12 protein-coding genes and 1 riboswitch are annotated in these 13,696 nt (G+C 37.2%); all 12 genes read left to right on the top strand.

Annotated elements, in window-relative coordinates; genetic code table 11:
• Nucleotides 1–107: 107 nt before the first annotated feature.
• The 12 genes from MHI57_RS11710 (at nucleotide 108) to secG (ending at nucleotide 13,591) form a co-directional block, all read left to right on the top strand.
• On the top strand, nucleotides 108–1,340 hold the full coding sequence (locus tag MHI57_RS11710; protein ID WP_322910450.1) for a helix-turn-helix domain-containing protein: 1,233 nt from the start codon (nucleotides 108–110) through the stop codon (nucleotides 1,338–1,340).
• 83 nt (nucleotides 1,341–1,423) lie between these two features.
• The gene (locus MHI57_RS11705) at nucleotides 1,424–2,437 is read left to right on the top strand and encodes a DUF3231 family protein (protein ID WP_340976447.1); all 1,014 of its coding nucleotides are present in this window, start codon (nucleotides 1,424–1,426) and stop codon (nucleotides 2,435–2,437) included.
• A gap of 9 nt (nucleotides 2,438–2,446) precedes the next feature.
• Nucleotides 2,447–2,914, top strand: coding sequence for a hypothetical protein (locus MHI57_RS11700; RefSeq protein ID WP_095371903.1), 468 nt, complete (start codon nucleotides 2,447–2,449; stop codon nucleotides 2,912–2,914).
• Between the two features lie 367 nt (nucleotides 2,915–3,281).
• Nucleotides 3,282–3,367, bottom strand: a riboswitch (cyclic di-GMP riboswitch).
• 226 nt (nucleotides 3,368–3,593) lie between these two features.
• Nucleotides 3,594–4,928 (top strand): RNA polymerase factor sigma-54, encoded by a 1,335-nt coding sequence (gene rpoN / locus MHI57_RS11695; RefSeq protein WP_307317805.1) that lies wholly within the window; start codon nucleotides 3,594–3,596, stop codon nucleotides 4,926–4,928.
• A gap of 20 nt (nucleotides 4,929–4,948) precedes the next feature.
• Nucleotides 4,949–5,197 carry a glutaredoxin family protein gene (locus tag MHI57_RS11690; protein ID WP_322910452.1) on the top strand — a complete coding sequence of 83 codons (249 nt, stop codon included), beginning with the start codon at nucleotides 4,949–4,951 and terminating at the stop codon, nucleotides 5,195–5,197.
• Nucleotides 5,198–5,391: 194 nt separating this feature from the next.
• The gene (locus MHI57_RS11685; protein WP_340976443.1) at nucleotides 5,392–6,420 is read left to right on the top strand and encodes a sugar-binding transcriptional regulator; all 1,029 of its coding nucleotides are present in this window, start codon (nucleotides 5,392–5,394) and stop codon (nucleotides 6,418–6,420) included.
• A 15-nt stretch (nucleotides 6,421–6,435) separates the two neighbouring features.
• Nucleotides 6,436–7,443, top strand: coding sequence for a type I glyceraldehyde-3-phosphate dehydrogenase (gene gap, locus MHI57_RS11680; RefSeq protein WP_224937085.1), 1,008 nt, complete (start codon nucleotides 6,436–6,438; stop codon nucleotides 7,441–7,443).
• Nucleotides 7,444–7,727: 284 nt separating this feature from the next.
• Entirely contained in the window at nucleotides 7,728–8,912 is a 1,185-nt protein-coding gene (locus MHI57_RS11675; RefSeq protein WP_307317798.1) for a phosphoglycerate kinase, read from the top strand.
• A 27-nt stretch (nucleotides 8,913–8,939) separates the two neighbouring features.
• The gene (tpiA, locus tag MHI57_RS11670; RefSeq protein ID WP_307317797.1) at nucleotides 8,940–9,701 is read left to right on the top strand and encodes a triose-phosphate isomerase; all 762 of its coding nucleotides are present in this window, start codon (nucleotides 8,940–8,942) and stop codon (nucleotides 9,699–9,701) included.
• Entirely contained in the window at nucleotides 9,694–11,226 is a 1,533-nt protein-coding gene (gpmI, locus tag MHI57_RS11665; protein ID WP_322910454.1) for a 2,3-bisphosphoglycerate-independent phosphoglycerate mutase, read from the top strand. The genes tpiA and gpmI overlap by 8 nt, the downstream gene beginning before the upstream one ends.
• 90 nt (nucleotides 11,227–11,316) lie before the next feature.
• Nucleotides 11,317–12,612, top strand: coding sequence for a phosphopyruvate hydratase (gene eno, locus MHI57_RS11660; RefSeq protein ID WP_095371910.1), 1,296 nt, complete (start codon nucleotides 11,317–11,319; stop codon nucleotides 12,610–12,612).
• Nucleotides 12,613–13,357: 745 nt separating this feature from the next.
• Nucleotides 13,358–13,591, top strand: coding sequence for a preprotein translocase subunit SecG (gene secG, locus MHI57_RS11655; RefSeq protein WP_095371911.1), 234 nt, complete (start codon nucleotides 13,358–13,360; stop codon nucleotides 13,589–13,591).
• Nucleotides 13,592–13,696: the final 105 nt, after the last annotated feature.

The raw sequence follows: 13,696 nt of genomic DNA, 5'->3' as shown, positions 1-13,696 counted from the left end.
GTGTAAGACGGTTAAATAGGATTTCCTTGCCTTTCTCCATCATTTTTCTCTGCTATAATAGCCAAAAAGAGACATGATTAACTTTTCACTTATTGGGAGGTTCAAGGATGGAAGGAAAAATCATCAAATACTATCGAGAAGCAAAGAAGCTTACACAGAAGGAGATTGTACAAGGCATTTGCTCTATCACCCATTTAAGTAAAATTGAAAGAGAGTCTACTCAATACTCCAGTGAAATTATTTATATGCTTTGTGAACGGTTGGAAATTAACATGGAAGATGAAATTGAACGATTTCAGCAATTTAAGCGAAAGATGACTGACCTCCAAAAGCAAATTATTATTCAAGATGATGAGAGAATTGAGCAATTAAAGAAAGAGTTAACAGCAAACTCGTTAAGAAAAGTACCAGATTTTCAAGCGAGTTACTTTCTAACAATGGCGAGGTACTTCTTATATAAGATGAAAGTGACAGAAGCTTATTACTTTATCAACCAACTTCAAAAGGAAGTGATAGAGCTAACCTCTTTTGAAGAGAATTCATTAAAGCATCAATTAGGGATATATTATTTTTTAACGGGGAGAAATAAAGACTGTATTCGAGAATTAAGTTCTATTGACCATGATAGCTATCATCAAAATGAATATTATTACCATCTAGCACTCGCTTATTATGCTGCTAATCAGAACGTACAAGCCTATTATTATGGTAAAAAAGCTGCTGATTATTTTCATTCAACGATGAATGTTAATCGCATGATAGATTCGGAAACATTATTACTTGTGCAGTTAAATGCGAAAGGTGCTCATGATTTTAAAGAGACGAAAGATAGGTATGAGGCTCTTTTTCGTTTATGTGAAGAGTGTGGCGAAGTAGAGAGAAAAGCAAAGGTATATAACAACTTCGCTTATGACCTTCATAAAAGGAAAAAATACACTGAAGCACACTATTACTATTTGAAAGCATTAGAAATTGCCTGCGAAAACTCTCCATTATACGCCATGTTTTTAGAAAATTATATTCATAATGGTTTTATTAGTGGGTTAGTACATAAAAAGGAATTGTTACAAGAAGTAAGAAAAGGGATTGAATTAGCAAAGACTTACCAATGGAGTGGGCTTTTTACATTTGAGTTTTACTCCTTCTTAATTGAGGGCAGAGAAGAGGAAGCATACGCCATAATAGAAAATAAATTATTACCTTATTATCGTCAGTCGGGTGATACGCTTATGATAGAAAAATACGAACAACGTTTATTTGCTTATTATAGGAAGATTGGTGACGTTGAAAGCGCGTTTAAATTGGCAAAAAGTTTAATTGCTTCACCGACATTAGTTTAATTGTATATGGATGTAAAAAAACTGGGAATGTTTCCTTAAGGTTAAGGACACGCTATAGATAATCTTTCAATGGGAGGGTTAATATGGCGGAGAAAGATCAAAGGTTAACGGCATCTGAGTTAGCACAGCTATGGAATGCCTATATGAATAATAAAATGTATAAATGCGTCCTGCAATATTTTTATGAAAAAGCTGATAAAGGAGAGATTAAGGAATTTATTGAGACGGCTATCGAGATGTGTGATGAAATTATTTTTGATATTACGACGATCTATAATAAGAACAACCATCCATTGCCGAAAGCCTTTAGTGAAGAAGAAGATGTCAATGTAACTGCTCCAAAGCTTTACTCAGATGTGTTTATTCTTGCGTATATGCATGATATGACTCGTTATGGCATTATTGGTTATGGAACTGCATTAGCTATTGCAATTCATGAAGATGTGGATCAAGTTTTCACAAAAGCATTGGAAAAAGGTTCACAATTATATAGATGGGCAATTAAATTGCAGCAAGAAAAGGGTGTTTTTCACCCCTCACCGTCTATTCCAATCCCAGAAAAAATTGAAATCGCTGAAAAAAATAGTTATTTAAACGGCTTTATAAGTGAACAGCGAGCATTATCAGTCGTTGAGATTATGAATGTGTACAACGATATGCAAAGAAATGCTTTAGGAAAGGCCCTGTTTTTAGGTCTTTGTCAAACTGTTACTTCCAATGATATCAAGAAATTTTTGCGGAAAGGTCTTGATTTGTTCGATGAAAATGTCCAAGAATTTGCTAATACTTTAATTAAGGATAGCATTTCTGTTTCACCGACTTGGGACTCAGAAGTGCTTAATTCTACCACACCACCTTTTTCAGAAAAGCTAATGCTATACCAAGTAGTAATATTTATTGCTACGTTATCCGGCTATTATGGGACAGCATTAGGTACGACTACAAGACGGGATTTAACGGTAATGTATGCAAAGATAATGACCGAAACATTAGACTTAGGCAATCAATCGGCAAGTTTATTAATTAAATACGGTTGGCTTGAACAAGCCCCTCAATCAGTAGACCATAGAAATATTTCTAAAAAGAAAAGGAAATAGGGATGTTCTGTGAGAAAAAATAACCCGATTGAGAAATTGTTTTGGTCGATTGCTTTTCCCGGTTTTGGTCAATATTTAAATGGTAAATTGTTTAAAGGTACTGTATTTTTAGTTTTAGAAATTTTATTTAATGTCATGGGTAATTTTAACGAAATTATTATGTTAAGCTTTCAAGGGAAAGTTCATCAAGCTGCTGAAGCAGCTAATTATGGATGGTTAATGTTCTATCCGTGTTTATACTTCTTCGCTATTTGGGATGCTTATAAGGATGCTGGGGGTGAAGGGAGTAAATATTCATTCTTACCATTTGTATTTTGTGCTTATTTTGTAACGGTTGGTCTTATGTATTCAACAGAGGTATCAATATTTGGCGTGTTTTTTGGGCCTGTATGGTTACCAATGATAGCTGTCATTCCTGGTGTCATAATTGGTTGGCTCATTCGATTTGTCATCATTAAATTTTCAACTTCATCATAAAAGCCAACCCTTCGCATGATTATATGGTTGGCTTTTAAATTTGGTATGTATACAATTAATCCTCATTTACTGTTGCTTTGCATACGGGACAAGTAATTTTTTCATTCGATCTAAATTGGATTTTCTTCAAATCTTTCCTCGTAAATGTAGCAAAAACATTATAGCGGAAACCGCATATACAAGAGTGTTTGTCTTTTACAATGTGGGTTAAATGGGTTTCATCGCTTTGAACGGTTGGATAGATCATAAGACACACCTTTCTTTTTTGTGGGAAATTTAGGCAAAATTAGAAAGGTTTTTATATAGGAGACCTTTAGAAAGTCCATAAGAGGTAAGGGTGATTCAAGCGGAAATAATCACCTCACACATCTGCAACCCGGCTGCCATGACAATATATGCTTTAGGCCCGTGGCTTTGCGTCTTTTACTTTCGTAAAATTTGCCCAATATGATAGATTCTATCACATATTCATAGAGTATGGTCGACAAACGTCCTTTTTGTAACTAAAGGGAAAAATAACTGAAAAATCTAATAATTGTTTAGTTTCCACAAATCTTCCTTTTTCTTTTTTGATGATATTTACTCTACAATCTGAATAGTTATGTAGTGCGCTACCAATTTATTTCTATACACTATTTCAGGTGATTATTGTAGAATGAGAATAAGGGGGGTTTTTAGAATGAACTTGAAAGCAGGGTTGTGGCAACAGCAAACATTAAAATTGACCATGACACAAGAGCTTACACAAGCGATTGCGCTGTTACAATATAATACACAAGAATTGTCTGCCTTTTTGGAAAGTAAGGCGTTAGAGAATCCCCTTATGCAAATTGAAGCGAGTCCTGCACAAGCAGCCGATTCGAGATTTGACCGAATGAAACCATCAAAACAAAAAGTAGATGACAATAAACAGGACTGGATTGAACAAATCGGTTCAAAAAACCATACAACATTACAAGAATACTTACATTCGCAGTTAGCGATCGCAGAATTAAATCATATGGAATATAAACTCATTTCCTATCTCATTGGATGTTTAGATGAAAACGGTTACTTACAGACAGACATACAAACTGTTGCGGAAAAATTCAACGTAAGTGAAGAGGATATGAATGAAGCGTTGATAGAGATTCAAAGTTTAGAACCTGCAGGAGTAGCGGCGAGAGACTTACAGGAGTGTCTATGGTTACAATTAGAGAGACTTCACCCTTATAATGAAATCGCTGAGAAAGTCATTAGTGATTATTTTCTTCTTTTTGCTGATAAGAAATGGAAAGAAATAGCGAAAAACCTGAAAGTAGAACTAAAAGAAATCCAAGAAGTTTTTGATCTTGTGCAAACACTAAATCCAAGACCAGCTGCATCCTTCCAAAATGAGTTAGCACCATATATTACACCAGAAGTCGTTATTCAGTGGGAAGATGGGACTTTTTCTGTAAGTATATATGATGATGTGCTACCAAAGATTCGCTTTAATGAGAGCTATTTTCGTAAGTTTCAAGCAGATGGAGATCAAGAAGTGAATCGTTTTTTGCAAGAGAAAAAAACGGACTTTCATTGGATTGCTAGAAGTATAGAACAAAGAAAAGAAACATTATTAAAAGTAGCATTAAAAATTGTTGAAAAACAGCCTGAATACTTCTGGAAGGGCCCAAATTATTTGCAACCGATGACAATGAAAGAGATAGCCGATGAATTAGAGATACATGAATCAACTGTCAGTCGTGCGGTCCGTGAAAAATATGCGCAAACGCCATTTGGAACGATTGAATTGCGATCCTTTTTTTCTAGTACGATTAAGACGACGTCGTTTGAGAATGCATCATCTGAGCAGGCGAAAAACGCAATAAGTGACATGGTCAAAAGTGAAGATAAGAAAAAACCTCTTTCAGATCAAGTGATAGTCAAGCGATTAGAAGAGGAAAAAGGTATTGTGATATCAAGAAGAACAGTTGCAAAATATCGTGATCAATTAAAAATTCCATCTTCTTCAAAAAGAAAAAGATACGAATAAAAGAGTGGGGTGGATGATTATTGCAGATTGTTAAACTGTATACAAGAAAAAGATGCCCTTTATGTGAGCAAGCTGAGCTTGTCATTGAGATGGTCCAAGAAGAAAGTCTATTTCAATATGAAGCCATTGATATTGAAACAAGTGATGATCTAACAGAACGCTTTGGTTTAATGATTCCAGTTATTGAGGTAGACGGTGAGATCCTTCAATATGGACAAGTAGATTATGTCACTCTTTCTGAGAAGTTAAGTTGGGAAAGTGATAAATGATTGAAAAATAAAAATAACCCTGCTAATATAAAGTTGTAGGGTTATTTTTAAAGATTGATGATTAAATTATTGTAAAAAGGGTATAAGAATAAAGAAGAAAAAAATGAAGTTTTGACTTCATTATATATTTTTATTCTCGTGGGACACAAAATGTCTTGCGTGGACATATAATGTCCATATAAAGGAGTAAAAAATTGAATAAGTGGATGAATGTTACTCAAAAAGTAATTCCAGACTTGATGGAAATAATGAAAAGACGATATGAAATTTTGCAACAAACCTCTTTAATGGAGCCTGTAGGAAGAAGGAGTTTAGCGACAAAAGTAGGGATGACCGAAAGAGTATTACGCGGAGAACTCGATTTTTTAAGAGAACAAGGCTTAATTATTGTAGATGCACAAGGAACGAAACTATCGGAGGCTGGAAAGCATCTCCTTGTAGATCTCCACGAGGTAATTAAAGAATGGTCGGGATTAAATGATAAAGAAATAAACTTGACAAAAATGCTTCAAATAGAAAAGGTGCTACTTACTTATGGGGATACTGATAAGGATGAAACAGTAAAGTCAGAGTTAGGAAAAGAAGTAGCCCGCCTTGTTCAGGCGATAGCTAATGGAGGGATGACCATTGCAGTGACGGGTGGATCCACAATTTCAACTGTAGCTGAAGCGCTAAGGAAACAGCAACATATGGTGGATGTCTTATTTGTTCCAGCCCGTGGAGGCGTCGGCACAGATATGAGATTCCAAGCCAATACATTAGCGGCGCGAATGGCAGAAGAATCGGGCGGCACATACCAAACATTGTATGTCCCAGATGTCGTCGGTGAAGAAATGTATCAATCCATCATCAAGGAACCAGAAATAAAGCAAGTGCTGAAAGTGATAAAAAAGGCGAATATCGTTATTCACGGTATTGGCAATGCACTTGAGATGGCAGAAAGACGTGGTACCCATAAGGGAAATATAAAGGAATTAACAGAATCAGGTGCGATTGCTGAAGCATTCGGGTATTACTTTAATGAAGAGGGTAAAGTGGTCCATCGTTTGCAAACAGTAGGACTACAACTAGAAGATTTGCAACATGCAGAATATGTGATTGCCGTTGCAGGTGGATCAACAAAGGCTAAAGCGATTGCTGCCTACATGAAACAAGCACCGAAACAAACAATACTTGTCACAGATGAGATTGTGGCAGAGGAATTACTAAAAACAATTAATTAACGGAGGTTTCATAATATGACAATTAAAGTGGGAATAAACGGATTTGGAAGAATTGGCAGAAACGTATTTCGTGCGAGCTTTGAAAAGGAAAATGTAGAAATCGTTGCGATAAATGACTTAACAGATGCGAATATGCTAGCTCATTTATTAAAATACGACTCCATTCATGGAGCATTTCCGCACGAGGTAAAGGTAGACGGCGATAACTTAATCGTAGGTGGCAAAAAGGTTAAAGTGTTAGCAGAAAGAAATCCAGCTGATATTGGTTGGGGTGATTTAGGTGTTGAGTTAGTTGTTGAATCTACAGGCCGCTTTACAAAACGAGCAGATGCAGCGAAGCACTTAGAAGCAGGTGCGAAGAAAGTGGTTATATCTGCTCCGGCAACCGATGAAGATTTAACGATTGTAATGGGTGTGAATCATGAGTCATATGATCCTGACAACCATCATATCGTATCAAATGCTTCTTGTACGACGAATTGCTTAGCACCGTTGGCGAAAGTTTTACATGATTCATTTACAATTAAACGAGGAATGATGACAACTGTCCACTCCTATACAAATGACCAGCAAATTCTTGATTTGCCTCATAAAGATTATCGTCGAGCAAGAGCAGCTGCAGAAAATATTATTCCAACAACAACTGGAGCAGCAAAAGCCGTTTCTCTTGTTCTACCAGAATTAAAAGGGAAATTAAATGGTGGTGCCATTCGTGTTCCAACACCGAATGTTTCTCTAGTTGATTTAGTTGCCGAGCTTGATAAAGATGTCACAGTCGATGAAGTGAATGAAGCATTGAAATCTGCCGCAAATGGAGAGTTAAAGGATATTCTTAGCTTTAGTGAGGAACCATTAGTTTCAGGTGATTACAATGGAAATCCTGCATCATCAACCGTTGATGGATTATCTACAATGGTTATGGAAGGCAATATGGTCAAAGTCATATCATGGTATGACAATGAAAGTGGTTATTCTCACAGAGTGATTGATTTAATGGAATATATGGCTGAAAAAGGATTATAAATGTAGGTTTGGTAAACATTAAAAATAAAATTTTGCTTACAAACTCACATCTTTATGGATATTAGATGAATGAACGTCTATAATGATAAATGGTGAAGGGAGAAAGGGACCATACCTCTCCCTTTTATTTTGACTTTTTCTATACGTTTTCGCGCTTTTCTTGCGCGAGTAAGAAAGAAAACGGTGATTTTTATACATATAAATGAATGAACATTCGCCTTTCTTGTAGTACAAGCAGCTAACTAGAAAATAGTCTATTATTATGTTTAGGAGGGCCTTTTACTATGAACAAAAAGAGCGTAAAAGATGTAGAACTAAAAGGAAAACGCGTATTTTGTCGTGTAGACTTTAATGTGCCAATGAAAGAGGGACAAATCACGGATGAAACACGTATCCGCGCAGCAATTCCGACAATTAACTATCTAATTGACCAAGGAGCGAAAGTGATTTTAGCTTCTCATTTAGGGCGTCCAAAAGGACAAGTAGTAGAAGAGTTAAGGTTAACTCCTGTTGCAGAAAGATTATCTGCCTTGCTAGGAAAAAATGTTGCCTATGCAGATGAGGCGTACGGAGAAAAAGTAGAACAGGCAGTAGATGGTTTAGAAGAGGGCGATGTTCTATTACTAGAGAATGTTCGCTTTTACCCAGGTGAAGAGAAGAATGATCCTGAACTTGCTAAAGCTTTTGCCCAATTAGCAGATGTTTATGTAAATGATGCTTTTGGTGCAGCACATCGTGCACATGCATCGACAGAAGGAATTGCCCACCATATCCCAGCGGTTTCTGGTTTACTAATGGAAAAAGAATTAGAAGTGTTAGGCAAGGCATTGTCAAACCCTGACAGACCATTTACAGCTATCATTGGTGGTGCAAAGGTAAAAGATAAAATCGATGTAATTGATAATCTATTAGATAAAGTAGATAATTTAATTATCGGTGGCGGTCTAGCCTTTACGTTTGTAAAAGCACAAGGCCATGATATTGGCAATTCTCTATTAGAAGAAGATAAATTAGAATTAGCGAAAACGTTTATGAAAAAAGCGGAAGAAAAAGGCGTGAAATTTCTAATGCCAATTGATGCTGTCGTTGCCGATCGTTTTGCTGAAGACGCAGATAGTAAAATAGTGGCTATTAACGAGATTCCAGGAGATTGGATGGCATTAGATATTGGTCCTGAAACGGCTAATTTATATAGTGAAGTAATTGCAGATAGTAAGCTAGTCATTTGGAATGGACCGATGGGTGTATTTGAAATGGATCAGTTTGCTGGTGGAACAAAAGCAGTAGCAGAAGCATTAGCGGAAGCAAATGACACATACTCTGTTATCGGTGGTGGTGATTCTGCAGCAGCAGTCGAGAAATTCCATTTTGCTGATCGTATGAGTCATATTTCAACAGGTGGCGGTGCATCATTAGAATTTATGGAAGGAAAAGCCCTTCCAGGTGTTGTCGCTTTAAATGATAAATAAGTAATAAAAAGGAAAGGACGAGATAGTATGCGTAAGCCGATTATTGCAGGTAACTGGAAAATGCATAAAACAATGAATGAGGCGAAGTCCTTTATTGAAGAGATTAATGGTCTTGTTCCAGATGAAATGGATATGGATACAATCGTGTGTGCTCCAGCCCTATTTTTAGAGCGTCTTGTAGATGGTGTGGAAGGTTCACCTGTTGCCATTGGTGCACAAAACATGCATTTTGAAGATAATGGCGCATTTACTGGCGAAATCAGCCCTGTTGCACTTCAAGACTTAGGTGTATCATATGTCATCATTGGTCATTCAGAACGTCGCGAAATGTTCAATGAAACTGATGAGACTGTGAATAAAAAAGCGAAGTCAGCATTTGCACATAACCTCACTCCCATCATTTGCGTAGGTGAAACACTTGAACAAAGAGAAAACAATGAAACAATGAGTTTTGTTGGACATCAAGTTGAAGCAGCGTTGTCGGGATTATCTGATGAGCAATTAAAACAGGCTGTCATCGCTTATGAACCGATATGGGCTATTGGTACAGGAAAGTCATCTTCAGCAGAAGATGCAAACGAAGTATGTGCCCATATTCGTTCTGTCGTTAGTAAACAGTTTTCTGAGGAAATCGCCGAAGCTCTTCGCATTCAATATGGTGGTAGTGTGAAACCGGCAAACATTAAAGAATATATGAGTCAAGCGGATATTGACGGTGCACTTGTCGGTGGCGCAAGTCTTGAGCCCTCTTCCTTCCTGCAATTATTGGAGGCGGGTAAGTATGAGTAAATCACCTGTTGCTTTGATTATTCTTGATGGCTTTGCCCATAGAGAAGAAGTCAAAGGCAATGCTGTTGCTCAAGCGAAAAAACCGAATTTTGATCGGTTATGGAATGAGTATCCACACGCTTATTTAACAGCAAGTGGAGAAGCGGTTGGTTTACCACAAGGACAAATGGGGAACTCCGAAGTCGGTCATATGAATATCGGGGCCGGACGCATTGTTTATCAAAGCTTAACAAGAGTAAATGTGGCTATTCGTGAGGGGCACTTTGAGCAGAATGAAACATTCCTTGCAGCGATTAATCATGCGAAGAAAAACAATACAAGCCTTCATCTGATGGGATTATTGTCAGACGGTGGTGTGCATAGTCACATTAACCACTTGTATGCCCTCCTTCAGCTAGCTAGTGATGAAGGATTAAAAAAGGTCTATGTCCATGGTTTTCTTGATGGACGTGATGTTGGTCCGCAGACAGCTAGAGGATATATTCAAGCGGCAGAAGCGAAAATGAAAGAAATTGGTGTAGGTGAATTCGCCTCTATTTCAGGTCGTTATTACTCAATGGATCGTGACAATCGTTGGGAACGTGTGGAGAAATCTTATCGTTCGATGGTGTATGGCGAAGGTCCTGCTTATCATAGTGCCCATGAATTAGTCGAAGATAGTTATGCGAACGGTATTTATGACGAATTTGTTATTCCTTCTGTTATTGTGAAGGAAGATGGATCACCTGTTGGAAAAGTTAGTAATAATGATGCTATGATTTTTTACAACTTTAGACCTGACCGCGCGATTCAGATTTCAAATACGTTTACAAACAAAGACTTCCGTTCATTTGATCGTGGTATAGGCCATCCAAAGACTTTATTCTTTGTTTGTTTAACCCATTTTAGTGAAACAGTTGACGGGTATGTTGCATTTAAACCGACAAACCTAGATAATACTCTTGGAGAAGTACTTTCACAAAATCACTTAACGCAACTGAGAATTGCAGAAACAGAGAAGTATCCTCATGTTACATTCTTTATGAGTGGAGGAAGAGAAGCAAAATTTCCTGGTGAAGAACGGATTTTGATTAACTCACCTAAAGTTGCTACTTATGATTTAAAGCCTGAAATGAGCGCCTACGAAGTAACAGATGCTTTGCTTGATGAAATTAGTCAAGATAAGCATGATGCCATTATATTAAATTTTGCTAACCCTGATATGGTGGGGCACTCAGGAATGCTAGAACCAACAATTAAAGCTGTTGAAACGGTTGATGAATGTCTTGGAAAAGTGATTGACGCCATTATTGCTAAAGGTGGAAAAGCGATTATCACCGCTGACCACGGCAATGCGGATGAGGTCATTACTCTTGATGATCATCCAATGACAGCTCATACAACTAATCCAGTACCTGTTATTGTAACGGAAAAAGGTCTAATATTACGTGAAGATGGTATATTAGGAGATTTAGCTCCAACTATACTTGATTTATTAAAAGTGTCTCAACCTGAAGAAATGACTGGTTCTACATTAATTAAATAAGTGCCGGTGTTCACTTTTTTGTGAACATCCGTGCCTTACATATAAATGAAGTTTGACAAGATGACAGCCAATGAAAAAGGAGAGATTATCATGCCATTTATCCAACATGTATATGCTCGTGAAGTATTAGATTCACGTGGAAATCCAACAGTAGAAGTAGAAGTATTAACCGAGTCTGGCTTCTTCGGCCGTGCGATTGTACCATCTGGTGCATCAACTGGTGAATATGAAGCCGTTGAACTTCGCGACGGAGACAAGGATCGTTACTTAGGTAAAGGTGTTCAAAAAGCAGTAGATAATGTGAATAACTTAATTTCTGAAGCAATTATTGGTTTTGACGTAACTGATCAAGTAGGTATTGACCGTACAATGATCGCGCTTGATGGCACAGAAAATAAGGGCAAATTAGGTGCAAACGCAATTCTTGGTGTTTCTATGGCTTGTGCGCATGCAGCAGCAGAGTCTGTTGGTTTACCATTATACCGCTATCTTGGTGGTTTCAATGCGAAACAATTACCAACACCAATGATGAATATCATTAATGGTGGTTCTCATGCGGATAACAATGTTGATTTCCAAGAATTCATGATTATGCCTGTTGGCGCTCCTACATTCAAAGAAGCGATCCGTATGGGTGCTGAAGTTTTCCATTCATTGAAAAAAGTTCTTTCATCTAAAAGCTTAAACACGGCAGTAGGTGACGAGGGTGGCTTCGCCCCAAACCTTGGGTCAAACCGTGAAGCGCTAGAAGTCATCATTGAAGCGATTAGCAATGCAGGTTACGAAGCAGGTAAAGATATTTACCTTGCAATGGACGTTGCTTCATCTGAATTCTTTAACAAAGAAACCGGCAAATATGATTTAACTGGAGAAGGTCGTCTTGGATTATCTTCAGAAGAAATGGTTTCTTTCTACGAGGAGCTTGTTTCTGAATTCCCAATCATCTCGATTGAAGATGGATTAGATGAAAACGACTGGGAAGGCCACAAATTATTAACTGAACGCATCGGTGGTAAAGTTCAATTAGTAGGGGACGACCTATTCGTTACAAACACGAAAAAGCTAGCACAAGGAATTGAACAAGGTGTAGGAAACTCAATCCTTATTAAAGTAAACCAAATCGGTACATTAACTGAAACATTTGAAGCGATCGAAATGGCGAAACGTGCTGGTTACACAGCAGTCGTTTCTCACCGTTCTGGCGAATCAGAAGACGCAACAATCGCTGATATCGCTGTAGCTACGAATGCTGGTCAAATCAAAACAGGTTCAATGAGCCGTACAGATCGTATTGCAAAATACAACCAACTACTTCGCATTGAAGATGAGCTTGGTGATTTAGCTGTGTATGACGGATTGAAATCTTTTTATAACTTGAGTAAATAATGTCTTAAAAAAACAAACATCATTTTGTAAATGGTGTTTGTTTTTTTTTGGCTATTTTAGGTTTTAAGGGATGTCGAACTCCGTAGTGGAAAATACGCGTAAATACATGGCGAGATAAATAAAGAAATGTCAAAACCAAAAGCCCTGACTCGTTTATCATAGAAACGCGTCAAATTTTTAGATTCACTACGGAATCTGACTCATTTATCATGGAATCGTGTCAAATTTTCGTACCCACTACGAAATCTGACTCGTTAATCAAGGAAACGCATCAAATTTTCGGATTCACTACGGATTTTGACTCATTTATCAAGGAACCGCGTCAAATTTTCGTATCCACTACGGATTTTGACTCGTTTATCAAGGAACCGCGTCAAATTTTCGGATTCACTAAGGATTCTGACTCGTTTATCATGGAAGCGCATCAAATTTTCGTACCCACTACGAATGTTGACTCATTTATCACGGAATCACGTCAAATTTCTAAAACCACTTCTTTGTATGCTACTTTGAAAAGAAAAATCAAAAATACAGAAATATATATAATAGAGTCTTTCCTAAAAAGCGGCTAATCACATCGTACAATAATGAGATTACCATTTTTGTTAATAATTTGTAGATGCGCAAATAGGCATGCGGGCATGAACTTGACATTTCATGATAGATTAACTTGTCTGTACATAGTAAATATGCTAAAATTTGAGTATTATTATTGTACGTAAATGGTTGATATGGAGGTGCCCACATGCATACACTTTTAATTACATTGCTAGTCATTGTGTCTATCGGTTTAATTGCCGTTGTTTTACTTCAATCAGGAAAAAGTGCAGGTCTTTCAGGTGCGATTTCTGGTGGAGCGGAGCAGCTTTTTGGTAAACAAAAAGCACGCGGCTTAGATTTGATTTTACATCGTTTGACGATTGTTTTAGCTGTTTTATTCTTTATTTTAACAATCGCAGTTTCTTATTTTGCTCTATAAATAGAGACGAACAATGCAATGCCTGGCCTCAACGAAAGGTCGGGTTTTTATTTTGCCTATTACAGGGAAAACTAATCATGTTAAACAAACGTTTGATTGAAAGGA

This window comes from Cytobacillus sp. FSL K6-0129, assembly GCF_038007625.1.
GTDB lineage: Bacteria > Bacillota > Bacilli > Bacillales > Cytobacillaceae > Cytobacillus > Cytobacillus kochii.
The sequence above is the reverse complement of the archived record's forward strand: the minus strand, read 5'-3'. Positions and strand labels throughout refer to the sequence as shown.